Annotated in this window: 12 protein-coding genes and 1 rRNA gene; 1 reads left to right on the top strand and 12 read right to left on the bottom strand. The window is 55.3% G+C overall.

Going from position 1 to position 16,332, the window contains the following annotated elements:
* The coding region (locus LHW45_09995; protein ID MCB5285901.1) for a hypothetical protein at window positions 1–1,905 on the top strand (1,905 nt) is incomplete at its 5' end.
* 271 nt (window positions 1,906–2,176) lie between these two features.
* Here LHW45_09995 and LHW45_09990 read toward each other — a convergent pair.
* The 12 genes from LHW45_09990 to rrf form a co-directional block, all read right to left on the bottom strand.
* The gene (locus LHW45_09990; GenBank protein ID MCB5285900.1) at window positions 2,177–2,803 is read right to left on the bottom strand and encodes a hypothetical protein; all 627 of its coding nucleotides are present in this window, start codon (window positions 2,801–2,803) and stop codon (window positions 2,177–2,179) included.
* A 335-nt stretch (window positions 2,804–3,138) separates the two neighbouring features.
* Window positions 3,139–3,342: a hypothetical protein gene (locus LHW45_09985; GenBank protein ID MCB5285899.1), complete on the bottom strand. Its 204-nt coding sequence runs from the start codon at window positions 3,340–3,342 to the stop codon at window positions 3,139–3,141.
* A 124-nt stretch (window positions 3,343–3,466) separates the two neighbouring features.
* Window positions 3,467–5,644, bottom strand: a complete 2,178-nt coding sequence (locus LHW45_09980; protein MCB5285898.1) for a hypothetical protein — start codon at window positions 5,642–5,644, stop codon at window positions 3,467–3,469.
* Complete coding sequence (locus LHW45_09975; protein MCB5285897.1) at window positions 5,641–6,171, bottom strand: hypothetical protein; 531 nt, start codon at window positions 6,169–6,171, stop codon at window positions 5,641–5,643. The genes LHW45_09980 and LHW45_09975 overlap by 4 nt, the downstream gene beginning before the upstream one ends.
* 531 nt (window positions 6,172–6,702) lie before the next feature.
* Window positions 6,703–7,782, bottom strand: a complete 1,080-nt coding sequence (locus LHW45_09970; protein MCB5285896.1) for a carboxyl-terminal protease — start codon at window positions 7,780–7,782, stop codon at window positions 6,703–6,705.
* A 20-nt stretch (window positions 7,783–7,802) separates the two neighbouring features.
* Window positions 7,803–8,345 (bottom strand): hypothetical protein, encoded by a 543-nt coding sequence (locus LHW45_09965; GenBank protein ID MCB5285895.1) that lies wholly within the window; start codon window positions 8,343–8,345, stop codon window positions 7,803–7,805.
* Window positions 8,342–8,989 carry a hypothetical protein gene (locus LHW45_09960; protein MCB5285894.1) on the bottom strand — a complete coding sequence of 216 codons (648 nt, stop codon included), beginning with the start codon at window positions 8,987–8,989 and terminating at the stop codon, window positions 8,342–8,344. Before LHW45_09960 ends, LHW45_09965 begins: the two co-directional genes overlap by 4 nt.
* Window positions 8,990–9,016: 27 nt before the next feature.
* Window positions 9,017–10,726, bottom strand: coding sequence for an SUMF1/EgtB/PvdO family nonheme iron enzyme (locus LHW45_09955; GenBank protein MCB5285893.1), 1,710 nt, complete (start codon window positions 10,724–10,726; stop codon window positions 9,017–9,019).
* Window positions 10,716–12,542 carry an ABC transporter permease gene (locus LHW45_09950; GenBank protein MCB5285892.1) on the bottom strand — a complete coding sequence of 609 codons (1,827 nt, stop codon included), beginning with the start codon at window positions 12,540–12,542 and terminating at the stop codon, window positions 10,716–10,718. The genes LHW45_09955 and LHW45_09950 overlap by 11 nt, the downstream gene beginning before the upstream one ends.
* Window positions 12,539–13,297 (bottom strand): ATP-binding cassette domain-containing protein, encoded by a 759-nt coding sequence (locus tag LHW45_09945; GenBank protein ID MCB5285891.1) that lies wholly within the window; start codon window positions 13,295–13,297, stop codon window positions 12,539–12,541. The genes LHW45_09950 and LHW45_09945 overlap by 4 nt, the downstream gene beginning before the upstream one ends.
* An 11-nt stretch (window positions 13,298–13,308) precedes the next feature.
* Window positions 13,309–15,417, bottom strand: coding sequence for a VWA domain-containing protein (locus LHW45_09940; protein ID MCB5285890.1), 2,109 nt, complete (start codon window positions 15,415–15,417; stop codon window positions 13,309–13,311).
* A 635-nt stretch (window positions 15,418–16,052) separates the two neighbouring features.
* Window positions 16,053–16,169 (bottom strand): 5S ribosomal RNA (gene rrf / locus LHW45_09935).
* Window positions 16,170–16,332: the final 163 nt, after the last annotated feature.

Raw genomic sequence — 16,332 nt, 5'->3', positions numbered from 1 at the left:
GAAGAAGCCAAGCGCACCGCTAAGGTCGAACGTATCGAGTTTCACAATCAAAACATGATCATCATCCAGCGCAACCTTGAGCGCGACCAGGCTGACTTGGTTAAGGAAACTGACCCGGACCGAAAGGCACAGCTGGAATTTTGTGTCGTCACCGCCCTGTCGGATCTCCAGAGCGAAAAAGACCTCGCGGCCTCCATCCAAACCGGGGAACTGGTTCGCACTCGCACTGCCTTCGACGATTATGCCCACGCCGGCTTCATCGCCAACATCAGGGAAAGCCAGCGTAGGATGGAACATTTCCAGCGATCAAGCGACGCACTTTTCAAATTGTCCGGAATGCTTCCCGGCGAAGAAGGAAGTGCGGCACGCGCCTTCGTGGAGCGCCAGCTGACCCCTGAGGTGCGTATGAACATGGATCAAGCTGCCGTGAAACGTATCGCCGAGGCCCTGGGCAAAAAGGTCGAGGGTCACTATTTGGGCGAACAGGCCAAGAGTGACGAGGAAGCAGCCTACGCCACCCTGGGCCTTGAAGCGGCTCAAAACATCAAGAGAGCGGCGGATTCGAGCATGATGGTCCTCTCCCTTTTCGGTGGAAAACACGTAGACGCGGCCTACCAGTCGGCCACGGGATACATCGAAGGTGGGCCGACAGAAGCCGTCCTGCGCACGGCCAGCATCTTCGGCCCCACAGCAGGGGCAGCGGCCGAGGCAATGCGCGGCTACCGTGAAGGCGGGGTGGAAGGCGGGCTCAAACGCGGCGTCATCTCCTTTGCCACGTCCAAAGGCATTGAATATGGGATGGGCAAGGTATTGGGAAGGGCAAAGAACGTCGATACTCCTGATGCGCTTGCCTCCCAAAAGGGTGCGGGCTCGCCGCACGCACCCGCAGGCAAGTCCGCTCCGGTCGGACAGCAGAACTTGGCCAAAATTCACGGTTCAATCGACAAGCGCTCTCTTGAACAGTTCAACAAGGTGCGCAAGCAGGGCGAAAATCTGGCTGAAGATTTCCGACAGGCCCAAAAACGCCTGGCGGATGCCGGTAGCTCTGGAGCTTCGGCCAAGGAAATAATGCGCTTGCAGACCGAAGTCCGGGAAAAGGTTGTGGCGATCAACAGCAGCCCCCATGCCAAGAATTTCCTGAAATACAAGGGAGACGCTCTTTCCCAGCGTTCCTACAACGCCCACCTCCGGGCCGTGCACGCCGATGTGGAGGCCAAGTTTCATGCCAACATGCAAACCAAGGGCTGGACGCAGCCGCCTTTAAAAGAATTCCGCAATGCGGCCAGTTCGGGCTCGGTGGGCATGGACTTCGACATCGGACTGGACCGGCAGATGGCCAGATCCATTGCCCGGGACGGTAAACCCGCCAAGCTAAACGAATGGCAGCAGGATGCACAAAAGGCATGGAACCAGGCCTACCAGGCCTCCACCGGACACAATGCCGAACAGGCATGGGAGACGATCACCACCCACGCCCACGCCGAAAGCTACAAGGACATGGCCTGGCTCGCCAAAGACAAGTCAGAAGTCTCCAAGTTATGGGGGCAGCAGGCTGCCGACGTAACCCGCTACAAATCCTGGCACATGCTCAATGACCCGAATCTCGACAAGATGACCAAACTACAGGAAATCAGCCGTGGCGCGGCCAAAGACATGAAAACCAAGCTCAATCCTATTCTGGACAAGGTTAAACCCACGGGCAAAAGCCTGATCACATTCAAGAACTCCCGTGAGCACTGGGACAAAGTCCGCAAGATCCTGACGGACTTCGGCGAGAACAACATCGACCCAATCACCGCCGACCGCCGCATCCGCGAACTGACCGGCGGCAAAGGCATCCCCGACGTGGTCGAGGACATGACCTACCTGCTGGAAGGGGCCATCAAGTTCGGAAACAGATCATAAGCAAACAGGCCGGGAGATTGTACTCAATTCTCCCGGCCTGCTTATGCCCCAACTGTCGTCCTTTAGACCGATCCATCTATGTTCCTTTGATTTCGGGCTGCCTGCCCTTGGCCTCGGAAAACGACATCCAGCCATACGTGTATCGGGCTCCGTATTATTGAAGCGGCGCCCTGTCACCAGAACAGTGAAAATGAGCGAGCACCAGGAGTAAAATGGACACAAGAATAATTTTTCTCATAAACCACGCCATAAACAGCCTCCAGTTTGTGGTTCAACCTGAACCGACAATCCGGCACAGGGTCTGATGGTCCGGCTCGGGAGCGTGGCAGCGGGAGCATTGTCCTTCTCCCCAACCGTAGAGGTTGCCGCAGGCTAGGCAGACCCGCTCGGGGCGGTCCAATTCCGTCTTCTCCGGAAATTCCAGCCCCGAAACTTTAAACACCCGATCGCCGGGATTGAAATATTCGTATAGATCATTCGAAAGGCGCTGTGTGAGGACCTTGCCGCTCTGGGTTCGAATTCTGGCCATGGGTTTATATAAGATGTCATCCTGCAGATCCGTGTCACGGCGCACCCCCAATTTCTTCGTGAACATCTCATCCACCACCCCGAACCAGCTTTGGGTCGTCTGCTTCCGGGACCATCTGGCCAGCATAAATAACACCAAAGCCGCAAATCCGAAGGAATAAAGAGCGTCATCGTTAATCTCGCCAAGCTCCCACCAGATCAATCCGAAAATTAAGGGCAAGACCAATCCGAAAAAGCTCCAGGCATAGATGCGTGAATGTCGACCATATTTTTTCACCCAGGCCTTTGTCTGGTCAGGGCTCATGACGGTCATACCAGAAGAGGATTTTTTGCGCGAAAAGGTTTTTGAGCCTCTGTTCTCTGTCGCCATTTCCTTCTCCTGTCCTGTAAACACAAAAAAGGCCCTCGCCTAATGAAGCGAGCCGTAGCATTTATTTAAGGGGAATGCTCTCACGTCGAAAATGGTTGCCGTCGACGGATAGGTATTCCACGCAACCCCTTACGAACAATGCACGTGGTATAATAATGTCATGGACGCGATCAGCGCCGCCAAACACGAGGATGTGCATTTTACTGTCCTCGTCACGGGAGAAGTAGACCTACGGTACGATAGCATAAGCCCATCGTCCTGGACACCCCATAGTTTGATTTGTTCCAGATCTGCTCCCAGAAGGTCAAGACCCGTCTCCTGGCGCATCTTCTGGGCTAAACCCATATATTCTCATCCGGCAGTCGTCCCCAGCAGCCCAGGGCAAGGACCGTGACCTTGCCCTGCTCCTCCATCTGCAGGAGCCCGTCGGGGCCGGTAGCAATCTCCATGTCCGAGGGCAAGGCCAAAGCGCAGAAAATCATTCCTGTGGGAAGCAGAAAGCCAATCACAAATGTCAGCACTGTCAAAAACAACCGCATGTAGGCCTCCTCTTTGTGTTATTACTTTTTAATACCTGTCTGCATCTGGCAAAGACACACTTAAAAATCCTACGCCGTATTGATTTCATGCACCATGTTTTGTGTTCCAGACGAGCTGGCTCAATCATCGCTCAATTTGAAAGCTTATCTTCACCCCCTCGAACATGTTCCACGTTCTGGATTCATACTCTATTCTCTCGACTTCCTTCCACTCTAAAGGTCCCTTCTGTATACCATTCCCTGTATCTGAGAATGAATGCTGGCCACAATGGTATGTGCCTCTTGGCTCACGATCGCCGACAGCATAAACGTACCTCAGTCCATCTTCGGCGCTGCGGGCGGATTTGCTGATCAAATTGAATTTCGGGTCGAGGGACACCTCATGAAAAGGACCGAGTCTGATCTTCTCCTTGCCCATGAACCCGAAGTCGGGACTGAAGATGTCGAGATCAAGACTCAATTGCGTGATAGTTTTTCCATCGGCTGAAAACTGCAGGCTACCCTTGCCCTCATGATTGAATCCATTTGCAGTGTAGCTGAACGGGAAGGCGATGGTCGTGCCAGGGGTGACCATGGCCTCGATAGTCTTGCGGGTTGTCCCATACGAATAAGAGGAAGACCCGAAGGTGATAGCAAGCTTGGGCGTATCCTTCATGACTCCCCATATTTCCCCCGTCATCTCCATGGCCTCATCCGTGGGGTGGTCCACTCCAGTTACTTCGATCTCCTTCACGACCTCCACTGTGCTGCCTGCATCATCCCGGATTCTGAACGTCACGGACCGCACTCCCGGTTCTGCAGGGGCCTCCCAATAATACACGACACCTGTGGACAGCCCGTGGCCAGCTATGCCCACCGGCTGGTAGTCGGGAATACCGCCGGTCAGGCTGACCTCAAAATGCGCAATTTCTCCGGGTGCCACCGAGTCCGGGCCGCTGACAGTGGCCTGTCCCAGAGGAGGGGCTTCAGCGATCATACGGTCGATCTGCGCAATCAGCCCCTGGACCTGTCGCACCCTGTCTTCAAGTTCGGGATGCCGGGCCAGGGCTTTTTGAAGCACAGACAGGGCCTCCTCCACGTGCGTCCGGGCCAGTCTCAGATTACGTCCTTGGCTGGCCAGCCGATAACCGTACATATACGGCACCCGCACCTGGGCGATAACCTGGTTGGCCGCCCTGCGCTCCTCAGCCTTGGACACAATGCTTTTCAAGTCCTGTATTTTCTCGAAAATGCCCTCGTTAGGGAAATTATGTTCCATAGCATACCGTTCGACCTTGGCCAAATAATCGGCTGCCTTCGACACATTGCCGACCTTGAGCAGTTCATCGACCTTGAGCATACCACGAATGGCGTTCATGCGCAGCTCCATGTTTGCCCACTGCTCCTTCATGGCGGCATTGGTGCGGTCATACTGAAGCATGATCATCTCCGTGACCAATTCTTTGACTTGTGAACTCGTCCAGCTTACCACCAGGCCCGGTAAAAACCCTCCTCCCAGTGCGGCGGTGGCTGCGGTTCCGGCCGTCTGCGCAGCAAAGCCGAAACCCGTACCTGTGGCGATAGCCGCCTTTTCCTCGGCATCGCTCAAGGCCCACAGGGCAGGTACGTCAAAAGCCAGGATAAAAACACCATCGACAAAGGTTCCGATGACTCCGGGGTTTTTGGCCAGGTAATCCTTGACGACCTCCTTGGCGCTCTTTTCGGATAAAAGTTTCTGAGCCGCCCGGAGCTGTGCGGGGGAGAGTTGATTCAGGGCTGTCTTGAGATCGTTGGCCATATGCGCCGGAACCTTCCCTGTCGCGGTGATGGCCTCCTCGACACGATTCAAGAGGTTAAGTGCCCTGACTCCGGCATCGTCAAGCGCGTCACCTCTGTAGGCCACAAGCTTTTTCAACCCGTCGGAGCCGACATTGTGAAAAGCCCCAGAGGCGCTCTCATCCAGAGCTACGACAGCGAACTCCCGGAGTTTTTTGCTCCGGATCATGTCCAGCAGCTCCTCACGGTTGGAACCAGCCAGCTTGCCGAGCCTACCCGCAAACTCCTTGAGTCCATCCTTGTTTCCCTTCCAGTACTCCAGCGCGGCACGAAGCTCCCCGCTTGCCCCTTCCGGGAGCGAGTCAAATGTCAAACCCGCGCTGAGAAAGGACTTCATGACCGCTTTCAGGCTATCGTCCACGACGACCTGCTGGCCGATCTCCGCCTGCGTGGGTTGTTTCAATTCTAAGGATAGGGAAGCACTTGCCCACGCAAAAATCAAGCCCAGAAACAAAGCACCTATCCGTTGCATCATCGGGATATTCATTCCAACCCCCACTGAGCCAATTGCGACCCTGCTTCTGCGGCCCTCCGGCGAAGTTGCCCCGCCCTCTCCACATCCTGCGGCACCCACAGTCCAGATTCGTATTCATCAGCCAAAAACACCATGGCATCGGCATCTCCAGCTGCTGCTGCATCCTTAAGAAGGGCCACAGACCTGATTGGATCAGGCAATCCGTCGGCACCGATCCGGACAGCAAGGGCCAAGCTAACCTTCGTCCCGGGATCACCGCTGTCAGCCTGAATTCCAAGCTCCCTGATCATTTTACCAAGGTCTGTAATCTCGCCTTTGTCACCTGCATTGACAAAGGGAGGCTCTTGAAGAACGGACGGCCCTGAAACGAGCTGTTCGCCCGGGGGCAAGCCTTCATCCATTCGGCTGATCAGCTGTCCTATAACATCACGCTGCGCTTCGCTCAGACTGAGCTCTCCCTCACCAGCCTGCCTTAACCAGGAAGCGAGCTGCGTCCTGTCGGCGGAGATGAGGTCCAGACCCTGGTCACGGAACTTCATGGCCATTCCCGCAGTCGATTTAGGCACGAGCCTCCAGGCCCACAGGGCCCGAACCGTGAGCTGTCCTTCGTCACGTAGTCGCACCAACTCGGGCGGAAGAGTATCAACTGCCGGTTCCGAGGCTGCCAGGGGCTGAACACATAAAAAAACTGCCATCAGCAACGTCATCCATAGATTCATTTTTTCCTCCCTTAGTCCAACACCATTCACGCAGCATGCGTAACGAGCACCATACTCTTCATAATATCCTTTATTTTGTCCCCCCCACCATAATCACTGGACACCCCCGAGCCTGACCAACAGCTTGCGTATTGCCGCAGCGCTGTCTAAAAGGGTTTCGGTCAAGGAAGAAATGGCCGAAAGGGGCGATATAATGAAAAAAACAGGATGAAAAACAAGGTCAAATGCAGCCATGCAAACCCAGACAATTTTATCATAAACACCTCGTAGTATACGGTTTTTAATAAGACCTAAATCCATAAAAGGCAGGTGTTAACAAGTGCCGGAGACATGAAGCTGCAGCACGGGAAGTCACTCCGTGCCAGAGAGACTGTCCACTTCCCTTACGAGCAGGAGAAGATCTCTAAGCAACTCATCTGAAACTTCACGATCCGGCACGAGCCCCGCACCCGAACAGGAACTGCCACCTGGAAGCACAACGTCGCGGTTGGTGTAGCGCAGCACCGAGCCGTCGGAAAGGTTAATTTCGACCTGGGAGCTGCATTTGCCGTAGGTTCGCTGACCCACAAGTTTTGCCCTGCCTTGCTGGTGCAGGGCTCCGGCGAAGATTTCGGCTGAACTGGCCGTGTCCGGCCCCACGATGAAAACCACCGGCATAAAATATTTTTTTCCAGAAGAAGCACGAACTTCACGAACTTCTCCACCCCTGGTTTGTATTGTTCCCAAAAGAGTGCCTTGGGGAAGAAACAGACCTGCAACATCAAAAGCCTCGTAAAGATCGCCTCCTCCTGCGTCACGCAGGTCGATAATAAGAGATTCATTTGGGGACGCTTCATTTCGAGCAAAAAAATCGATCGTAGCCTGGAGAGCGGGCTTGGTCATCCCGGCAACGAATTCACGAATACGCAGGACCTGTCTCTCACTTGGCGGAACTAGTTCCACATCTAAGGGTTTGAAAGACGTGCGAACAACTGCGACGGCCGATTGCCGCCCGTCCGGCAGATCAAGAGTGAGGCGCACGACAGACCCTTCATCACCTTTTAATAAAACAGCTACGGCCAGGGGCTCAAGCCTGGCAACGCTCTTGCCATCGACTTGGAGGAGCTTGGACCGGTCTGGCACTCCCGCCGTGTCTGCCGCACCACCCTTGTAGACTGCGAGGAAAATCTCGTCACCGCGCACGATCAACTCCGCACCGATACCGAGCCAACCCTCTCTCCTGGTCGTAGGCGATCGATATTCCCGGGCCGTGAAATACCGCGCATATGGATCAATCTGCTTAAGGAGCTCCGGCAGGCCAGCCATGTCAAGAATTTCAAGAGCCGCTGGAGCAGGCGGAACAAGGGCATCTTCGCTCAGAATCCGGCGAATCTCATCCAGAGGCGCAGAGTGCGCCTCTGGATGAGTAGTCAAAACGACTGTAACGGCCAAAATCAGGAGGGCTCCAAGTCTCATTGGGCAAGCTCTATTTGCATCTTCATGAGCAGGTCGTATTCCTTGCGCAGGGAGTCACGCTGTTTTTCAAGCTGCTTGCGGCGTAAATCCATGTCTGTGTCGCCAAACCCGCTACCTTCCAAATCATCAAGAGAAGACGCCTGTTGGTTCATCTTCCCCTTCAGGTCAGCCACCCGCTTCTGCAACTCTGTAACGCGCTGCTTGTCAGTGCCCTGCTTGTCAGCGAGGCTTTTGGCCTTCTTGTCCAGGGCCGCTATCTCGGACTGCATGGATTTCACCCGCCCCTGATCCATATTGAGCTGTTCCTGGACCGCTGTTTTCTGAACCTCAAGCTGTCCTTTCTCGGAGTCGAGAGCGCGTTGTGTAGCCCGCAGCTCTTCAAGTCGTTCCTCCCGTTCCGTCATGCGATTTTTGTAACCGCCACTGCCCAGACCGGCCACTCCACCAAAAAATCCGCCTTCGCGCGGATCATCCTGACTGGCACAACCGCCAAACACCATCGCCAAAAACAGTGTCACAATAAGAATACTATTCTTCATACAGACAACCTCTGGTCGATGCGAGCCAGCTGGGTGCTGCTGTCGCGCAGCTTATCCAGATTATTCTGCAACGCATTCACCTCCTTTTCCAGACTCGCAATGTACTGGTCACCGTCAGGACGAGTCTTTTTCTCACCTGCCAAGATGGCGGTCTGGACTTCAAGCTCTTTGGACAGAGTATTCTCCAATTTCTTATTAGCATCAACACGTTTCTGCAAATCAGCGCTCTTGGCAACAAGAACTTTCTTGTCTACGACCCCTTTGTCGTATTTCCCACGCAGGCTCTTTGATTCCTCTTCAAGCGTGGCTATATCCCTGGAGAGTTTTTCATTGTAGGCCATGGTCGTATTGTTGAACTCCTGGGTGCTGGCTATCTCCGCATCAAGAAACTCTTCTGAGCTGGCATAGGCCTGCTTGCGCTTGGCGATCTCATTCCCAACAAAAAACCCCAGACCCGCGCCGGCCGCAGCGCCAATGGCTGATCCGCGACCGCCTCCCACGGCATAGCCGATCAGACCTCCTAATACCGCCCCGGCTCCTGCTCCCTCAGCCTTTGTGCGGTTCTGATCGGACATAGTCGTGCATCCGGGCAAAAGAGTGCAGATTATGAGCATCACAAAAAGCATTTTAACAATCTTTTTCATGAAAGGAACCTCCTTAAATTGTTTGTTTTATAAATCTGAAAATCCGGTAAAACTTTTACGGAAATCTTCCAGCCAGACTTTGGTTTCAGCCCGGCGCTTATCCGAAAAGGCTTGTGCGTGATCCTTAAGCAACCGCATAACCAGTCCTTCTCTCTTGGTCATCTCCTTGGCCTCAAGCTCCTTAAACGCAAAATCCATGTAGGACTTCTCATATTCGCCCAGGGTGCCAATCTTATCCTTGTAACCTTGCAGCTGCTCGCGTAGTGCCGTGTCCAACTCGCCCATGGATTTCTCCACTGCGGCGACCTGTTCCTGATAACGTGCGGACACTTCCGCCAACTCCCTGGCCGTGGCAAGGGTGTCGGCAAGTCTTTGCAGACGCGACAGGTAAACCGAAAGGTTGACCCCATTGCGGGCCGCGTCCTGGGCCAAACTGCGAGCGCTCGCACGCTGGGCCAGTTCAAGGCGCTCCCTGGCCTTTTCCAGGGTGGATTGCACCTCGCCCAATGGCTCACGCAGGCCCGGATTCTCCTTGATGAGGCGCTCGATGATGGGATCGGCGGAACCGATCTGCACAGATGCCTGACTGACCAGGTTGTCAAGAGTGCCCCCCACGGGCATGGTGCGGCGCAGGTCCGCCTTGTAGGCCTCGTACTCCTTTTCAATTCGGGTCCGTTGGGCCGGGGTTACGACTACATTGGCTCCGATGGCCAGACGCGCCCCGGTGTTGAAGGAACGCCGCTCCTCAACCTTCTTTTCGTCCACATTCCAGGCATAAACGTCGAGTTCGGCCCTAAGTGCACTGCGCAGGTCCGCCGCAGATGTGGAGACGCTCCCACCGCGCACGGCCACTCCGCCGGGCTTACCCTGCCAGATCTCCGGCCGGAACAGACCTGAAGTCATTTCCTGAACATTGCCGAAGAGATCATAAAAGCCGCCCGCGTCAGGCTTGCGCAATCCCACCGGCCGCAATTGATGCTTGGCATTGCCGAGGTGCCATGCGAACTCGTTGGCCTCGGCCGCCGGAAAAGGCAGGCCATTGTCAAAAGTGCCGGCCTGCAAGGCACCGAGGCCGCCACGAGCGCAGTATTCCCATTCGTCCTCGGTCGGCAGGCGCATGAACCCTGGCGCTTCGTCCACGCGGGGCAGTGCCGTGACTCGCTCGGGATGGGCCGGATCAAACAACCACTGATTGTAACGGCGAATGAATTCAAGCACATCTCCGTGGCTAACGTAGGCCAGCGGCATCATGAGTGCGTCGCGCAGTTCGCGACCTTGCATGGTCGGAAGCTTCTGGTCCTCCGGGTCGCCGCTTGCAGCAAGCAACGCATCCATGCCCATGACTGCAACATACTGACCACGGGTCAGCTCGTACTTGGCCATGACCAACTCCCAGGCTCCGCCAGCACCGCTGGGAAAGGAGCCACTGATCTGGGTGCGCTGCAGGCCCTCAAAAATTCCACCGGCCGCGTCACCGATTTGAATAATGCGGGTCTGATCGCCCCAGAACCCCTTGCCCGGTACCGGGACCTTGCGAAAAACCATCTGAGCGTCGCCCGGCATGGGCAGAATCAGATCACCTTCTGCCGGCTTGGGATTGTAAGGAGTCTGGGGAGGCACTTCGGCCAGGGCCCCTTTGGTCAGGACCGCGAGACTGAGTACCCAGGCCGACGCGAAAAGAAGAATAAACATCACGGCCGGAAAGTGCCGGCCAGACCTCATACTATCATTGCTCACGAATGACCTCCCCAGGATCAATGTTTGTCGCCCGCCACGCGGCTGCCAAAGAGGCAAGCGTCGCAAGGACGAAGGTTACCAGACAAAAAACAGGGACATAGGCCCAGGGTAGAACGCAAAAAGCCTCCCCCACTGCAAGCTCTGAGGCAAAGGCGTGATTGATGGTCGCTGCCAGAGCGCCATAGCCGCCAAAACCAGCCGTAAGGCCCAGGGCGGTTATCATGAGCCCCTGGGCAATGGGGAAGAAAAAGACATGTCTGCGCGAAAAGCCCAGGAGCCGGAGCACTCCCAGATCCCGTCTGCGACGCTCCACGGCTGCGTACAGGCTGGCTACCAGCACGGCCGTTCCTCCAAAAAGTCCAAGCAGCGCGATGAGCCAAAAGAGGCGGGTCAAACCCTGATCCAGGACCTGGATCCGCTCAATGGCCTCCACTTCAGCGATAACCTCGATCCCCTGGTCTTTGAGCCTGTGATAAAGATCAGGCACATCATCAATGCTTTGCGCATAGAGACGAAAGCCCCGATACCCGCTGCGGGCCATCTCAAAACGGCCCTTTTCGTGGTTGAAAGAGACGGCGCGCTGGGTGGCGGTGCGCAACACACCCAGCAGCTCCATCGGCACTACCGGATGCTCAAGACCAGTCTCGCCGGCCGAATGCAGGTCGAATTCCAACCCGGCCAAACTGGGAGTGCTGAGTGTTGTTATTTCATCGGCAGGCGCGTGGGCGGAGGGCCATAACACACTCATCATCCCCTGGGAGAGCGTCCCGGTGTATCCGCCCCACGGTGTCTGCGGAAGCCCGAGCAGCCGCGCCTGTTCCTCGTTTATGGACAGACCCACAAGGCGCAAGGTCTCTTCGTCCTGCCTGACCACGACATCACGGACATAGGGCAGCAGCACACGGGTATATCCTCGCAGCTTTTGATCAATAGCCCGCAGGTTGGAAGCAGTTATGGAAGCACCGTGTGAAAGCAGATCGTAGGCAACGAGATTCTGTGGCGGTGAAAAACCAACCAGATCCTTTGCGCTGTACGGTTTCAGGTCTGTAATGCGGCTAAACCCGGTGTTAATGACAAGCCCGGATCGGCTAATGGGAGGTAAGGGTTCAGACAACAGCAGCACGGCCCCGTCAAAGCTGGCGTAGGGTTCGGGAGTATCGCCGGTCCAGCCACGCGCTGGAGCTGCGTACCCTTCCTTGTAGGCCTCGACGTCAAGTACAAACGAAAGGGGGGCATAGACCCTGGCCAGGGCCCCAGCCCGGACGTCAAGCACAGCCACAACGTGCAGCCTGGCCTCCACATTTTCCATGCGACCGCCCCGGGACCGTGTAACCCTTGCGACAACTTCACCGCCGGCATTCACGCCCAGACTTCTGGCTGCCTCAGCCGTGAGCACCGCCGCACCATCCTCGGGCACTATGCCGCCGTTCTCAAGAAGCAGCGGGTCGCCGGGGGCTGTCGGGATAAGGTCGAAAAGTTCGGCCATGCCAGTCTCGTCCCGAACCACGCTGATGACCGATGACAGGGGCAAAATGGTCGGAGTCAAAAAACCCGTACCGGGCCAGGAACTGACCTCTCTGAACCACTCGGGTTTGAACTCCCTGGTTTGCGAGGGCCGGATCTCACGAAAAACAGGGTCCTCGACAAGTCGCTCCCGGAGAGTCTGAATAGTACCGTATTTAAGACCGAGCAAAACCAAAAGGGGAGAAATGACCGCTGCCAGGGCAATGACCAGACAAAGAGTTAAAATCCACTCGTGACGCAGGTGCAAAGCGGCAAGGGAAGAGATGAGTCTCAGTGGGCGGGGCTGAGTCATGGGGTACCTTCTATCACAGGTCTGCACAACGAACGGGTGATATGTTCAGAAACCTGATGCGTGTCAAAGGTGTAGGCGATGTCGGCACGGTCCATGACCAGTTCCACGTCATGGGTGACCACCACCACGGCCACGGCTTCATCCCGGGCCAGGCGATGCATGTCGTCCATGATGGCACGGGCACGGGCCTTGTCCACGGCTGCAGTGGGCTCGTCGGCCAGCACCAGACGGGGCTGATGGGCCAGGGCGCGCAGTATGGCCACCCTCTGCCGCTGTCCAATGGACAGGGCCGCAGGCATCCTCTCCAGGCAGCCACCGACCCCTAGTCGATGGGCCAGAGCGTCAATCCGAGACATGGCAAACTCGCCGCCCTTGATCCGTGCGGGCAGACAGATATTCTGCCGCACGCTCAAAAAAGGCAGCAGACCTCCGGTCTGCAGGACATAACCGAACAGGTCACGGCGCAGAGCAGACAAGACCGTTTCGTCATCCCGGGCCCACAAGGCCGCAATGTCCCAGGGGTCATCCGACTTTTCGGAAATAATTTCAAAGCGATCGACCCGGGTCGGAGCCATGATCAGGGAGAGCATGTCAAGCAGCGTGCTCTTGCCGCAGCCGCTCTCCCCGATGACCGCAACCATTTGCCCGGGGCTGACCGCAAAGTGAGGCACGTGCAGTTCGAAAACGCTTTCGCACTGGGGACGCATCTTGACGAGCCCTTCCAGGCAGACCATGGGCGCAATTGTTTCAGTCATACTGTTCCCGTTTACGGCAGGTAATCAAGATGCAGCGGGTAGACCAGGTCTTGGTCCGGATCCGTGTCGTTAAGACGGAACCATGCATCGACCTGCTCATTGATAGTGCGGTACTGGTCAAGTTTGGCCAACACGCTCCACTCCAACTGCGAGCGCTGTTCCGCTGTCATGCTTGCAAACATGTCGTCCGTCAGAGACAGGATGTCACTCTTGTAGGGCAGGCTCTGTATGAATGCAGGCAGGAGCCCGGACTTAGCCAATGTCGCCGCAGCACCAATGTCGTCGGGGCGTTTCATGGCCTGCCCGGAGACGCTTTGCAGAGCCTCAAAAAACTGTCCCTGGGTGACTTGGGCGCGCATCAGGGCCTGCACGACCTGATCCAGGGACTGGGACAGGGAAGAGAGCTGCTCACGCGTGACCAAAACGCGCACATCAAGTGAACGGTCAGCGGGATTTATCAGGTCACGATCCAGAGTCCAGGCCACGATATCCTTGGGCGGAGTGGCCTCCTTGCCGACGTATTCGATAAGTGCTGCCTCCCAAAGCTTGTCAAATTCCTTCAACGGGACTGCGCCCACCGCATCTGTGGCGGCGGACCCGCTCACTGTCTCATTGAGCAGGGTATTGATCCGACTTGTCAGATGTTCGGTCAGATCGCGATATTGCTGCTCCTCAAAGGCGTTGACCTCCTTGATAGCTGAGCTTCCGGTATCCCCGCGCACCCGTGCCAGATGGGAGAACTGGGCCAGTGCCCTGGGATGATCTTCAACAGCACGAGGATCTTGCAGATGGATGGCAAAAAGATGAACCTGGGCGTCGTCATATTCACGGCGCAGGTCGGTCTCATCCTTGCCGGACGTATTCTGGGGATGTCCCTTGGGGTGCGAGCTGGCGTCACCTATCAAAACAACAAAGCGCAAGGCTCCTTCACGCCATTTGGATCCCAGGGCCACATCCACTCCGGCAAAGGCTTCTTCGGCATAGTCCACACTGCCCACGGCCGTTGCTCCTCCTTCCTTTTCCAGCAATTCGACTATCTGTTCGCCCTGGACCAACTCGGGTGTTAGATTGCGGGTGATATATTCAAGCTGTGGTGCGACTTCCAGAGAATCTCGAAACACCACCAAACCAAAACGGAAACGGTCGGCCGTCTTGGCGCTGAACTTCCTGGTCATCCCGGCCACGGCCTCGCGGGTCATGTCGATGAAGGGCTGCATGCTGCGGGTGGTGTCGATGACGAAAACAACATCGGTTTTCACGTCACGCATGGTGGTTCCGCCCGCTGAGCGGCCTACCTGAGCCTGTTCCAGATAATCGGGACTTGAGAGGGTGTCAGCCCCGCGACTGTTCGGCACGGCAGCAGCCAGTTGCAAAAGGCGCACATCATCACCGCCGATCCTGGTCTGGGACCACTGCAGGATGGGCAGGACATAAAAATTGCGGGTGATATCTACAAAACGCTGGGGCTCCATGCTGACCACGGTGTCAGGTATGTTTCCTGCGTTTATGGCCTCATAGATGCCCTTGGCCTTGCCGGCCATGTCCATGTCATCGAGCACGGTTTCCAGGGCAGTGCGGTCATTAAACATGAGCACGGGGCTGCGCCCTTCGAGAGGATTACCGGGATGTGTGTAGGAGACTAACAGAGACTGCCGCCACTCAAGTACGTCCTTGGCCTGCATCCAGCCCTCGGGTTCAGTCTTGGAGCGGCCGATCCTGTACCAACCGTGCGGGTCAGAGGCCAGGCTTAGATCTAGGTTTTGACGCTCAAATACATAAAGTGGCCGGAAAGCCGGAACATTAGCGAGGACAATTCCGTCTTCACTCACCGCTGCATCACGATACATGGAGGAAAAAGGGCGGGGCAAAATACGCAGCGGCAGCTGCGTGGCAGCTTCCAGACACAGCCCTCCGGGTTTGCAGACAATTCCGTCATCAGGAGGAGTGGTTCCGGCATGCCCGACATTACCTTCTAAGGCAGAAAGGCCGTCCCTAGGTGCGTGCCCCTGTGTTCCTTCGAGATCCGTAAGGGCTGCATATCCAAGTCCAACAAAAGCTGTCAAGCATAGTAGCGTGCCTAGAGAAAAAACTCTCCGTGGGGACGCAAAACAATGAAACATGTTGCCTCCTAACGACGTCAGTTAAATTTTTATTATTCAATAAACACTTTTACAAAAATTATCAATAGAGTCGTGAAAAAATCTGAAAAGAAGACAAATTAATTATTTGTCAGCGCTGAAAGTGCATTACAATATACTTAAATTGACTGCTGTGCACTCGACTTTTGGGATTAGCCATCAAGAGCTAACAATCTTTATTCATTTTTTGTTTTGCTTATTATATTTGCAACCCCGGAAGGTGGGCATTAAAACTTTATCCTACGCCAACAACTCCTTACACAGCAACTCCGTCTGCATGGGCACGGTCTTGCCCGCCTCCGTCTGAAGATCCGGCGAATAGTCATACTTATTCACAGTAGTGTCCGGTTAGGTTTTTGCATAATCGGCACGGCCGGAACAAAAATAGGCTTCCGGCCACAACGAGCCTTGACACTCTGCCAGCAATGACAATTTGACGAGACTCCATGCATCATTATTTCAATATTCTGGTTGTTATTTCAAAAGTTAATATTACTGACTGCTTTTATACTTTATACGGGATGCTAACACAAACAATATCCTGAAAGAATTGGGTTTAACCCCACCAACAAAAAAAGCCCCGACCATGTTTCCATGATCGGGGCTTTATAAAGATAATCCGGCGGCGTCCTACTCTCCCACAGAGACTCCCCTGCAGTACCATCGGCGCTGGAGATCTTAACTTCCGTGTTCGGGATGGGAACGGGTGTGGCATCTCCGCCATTGCCACCGGATTAAGCTTGGCAATATTTTATCTGCTGAAAGTAGTTTTTTAGCTATTAGCTTTTAGCTATTGGCTTTTAGCTAAGGGCTAACTGCTAAAAGCTAACTGCTGTACATCTGCATTAAAGCGTTCAAACCTAAAAGGGTTTGAGGTTAGCGGCTAAGCCTCACGAC

It is taken from the genome of Candidatus Cloacimonadota bacterium, assembly GCA_020532085.1.
Taxonomy (GTDB): Bacteria; Cloacimonadota; Cloacimonadia; order Cloacimonadales; family Cloacimonadaceae; genus Syntrophosphaera.
The sequence above is the reverse complement of the archived record's forward strand: the minus strand, read 5'-3'. Positions and strand labels throughout refer to the sequence as shown.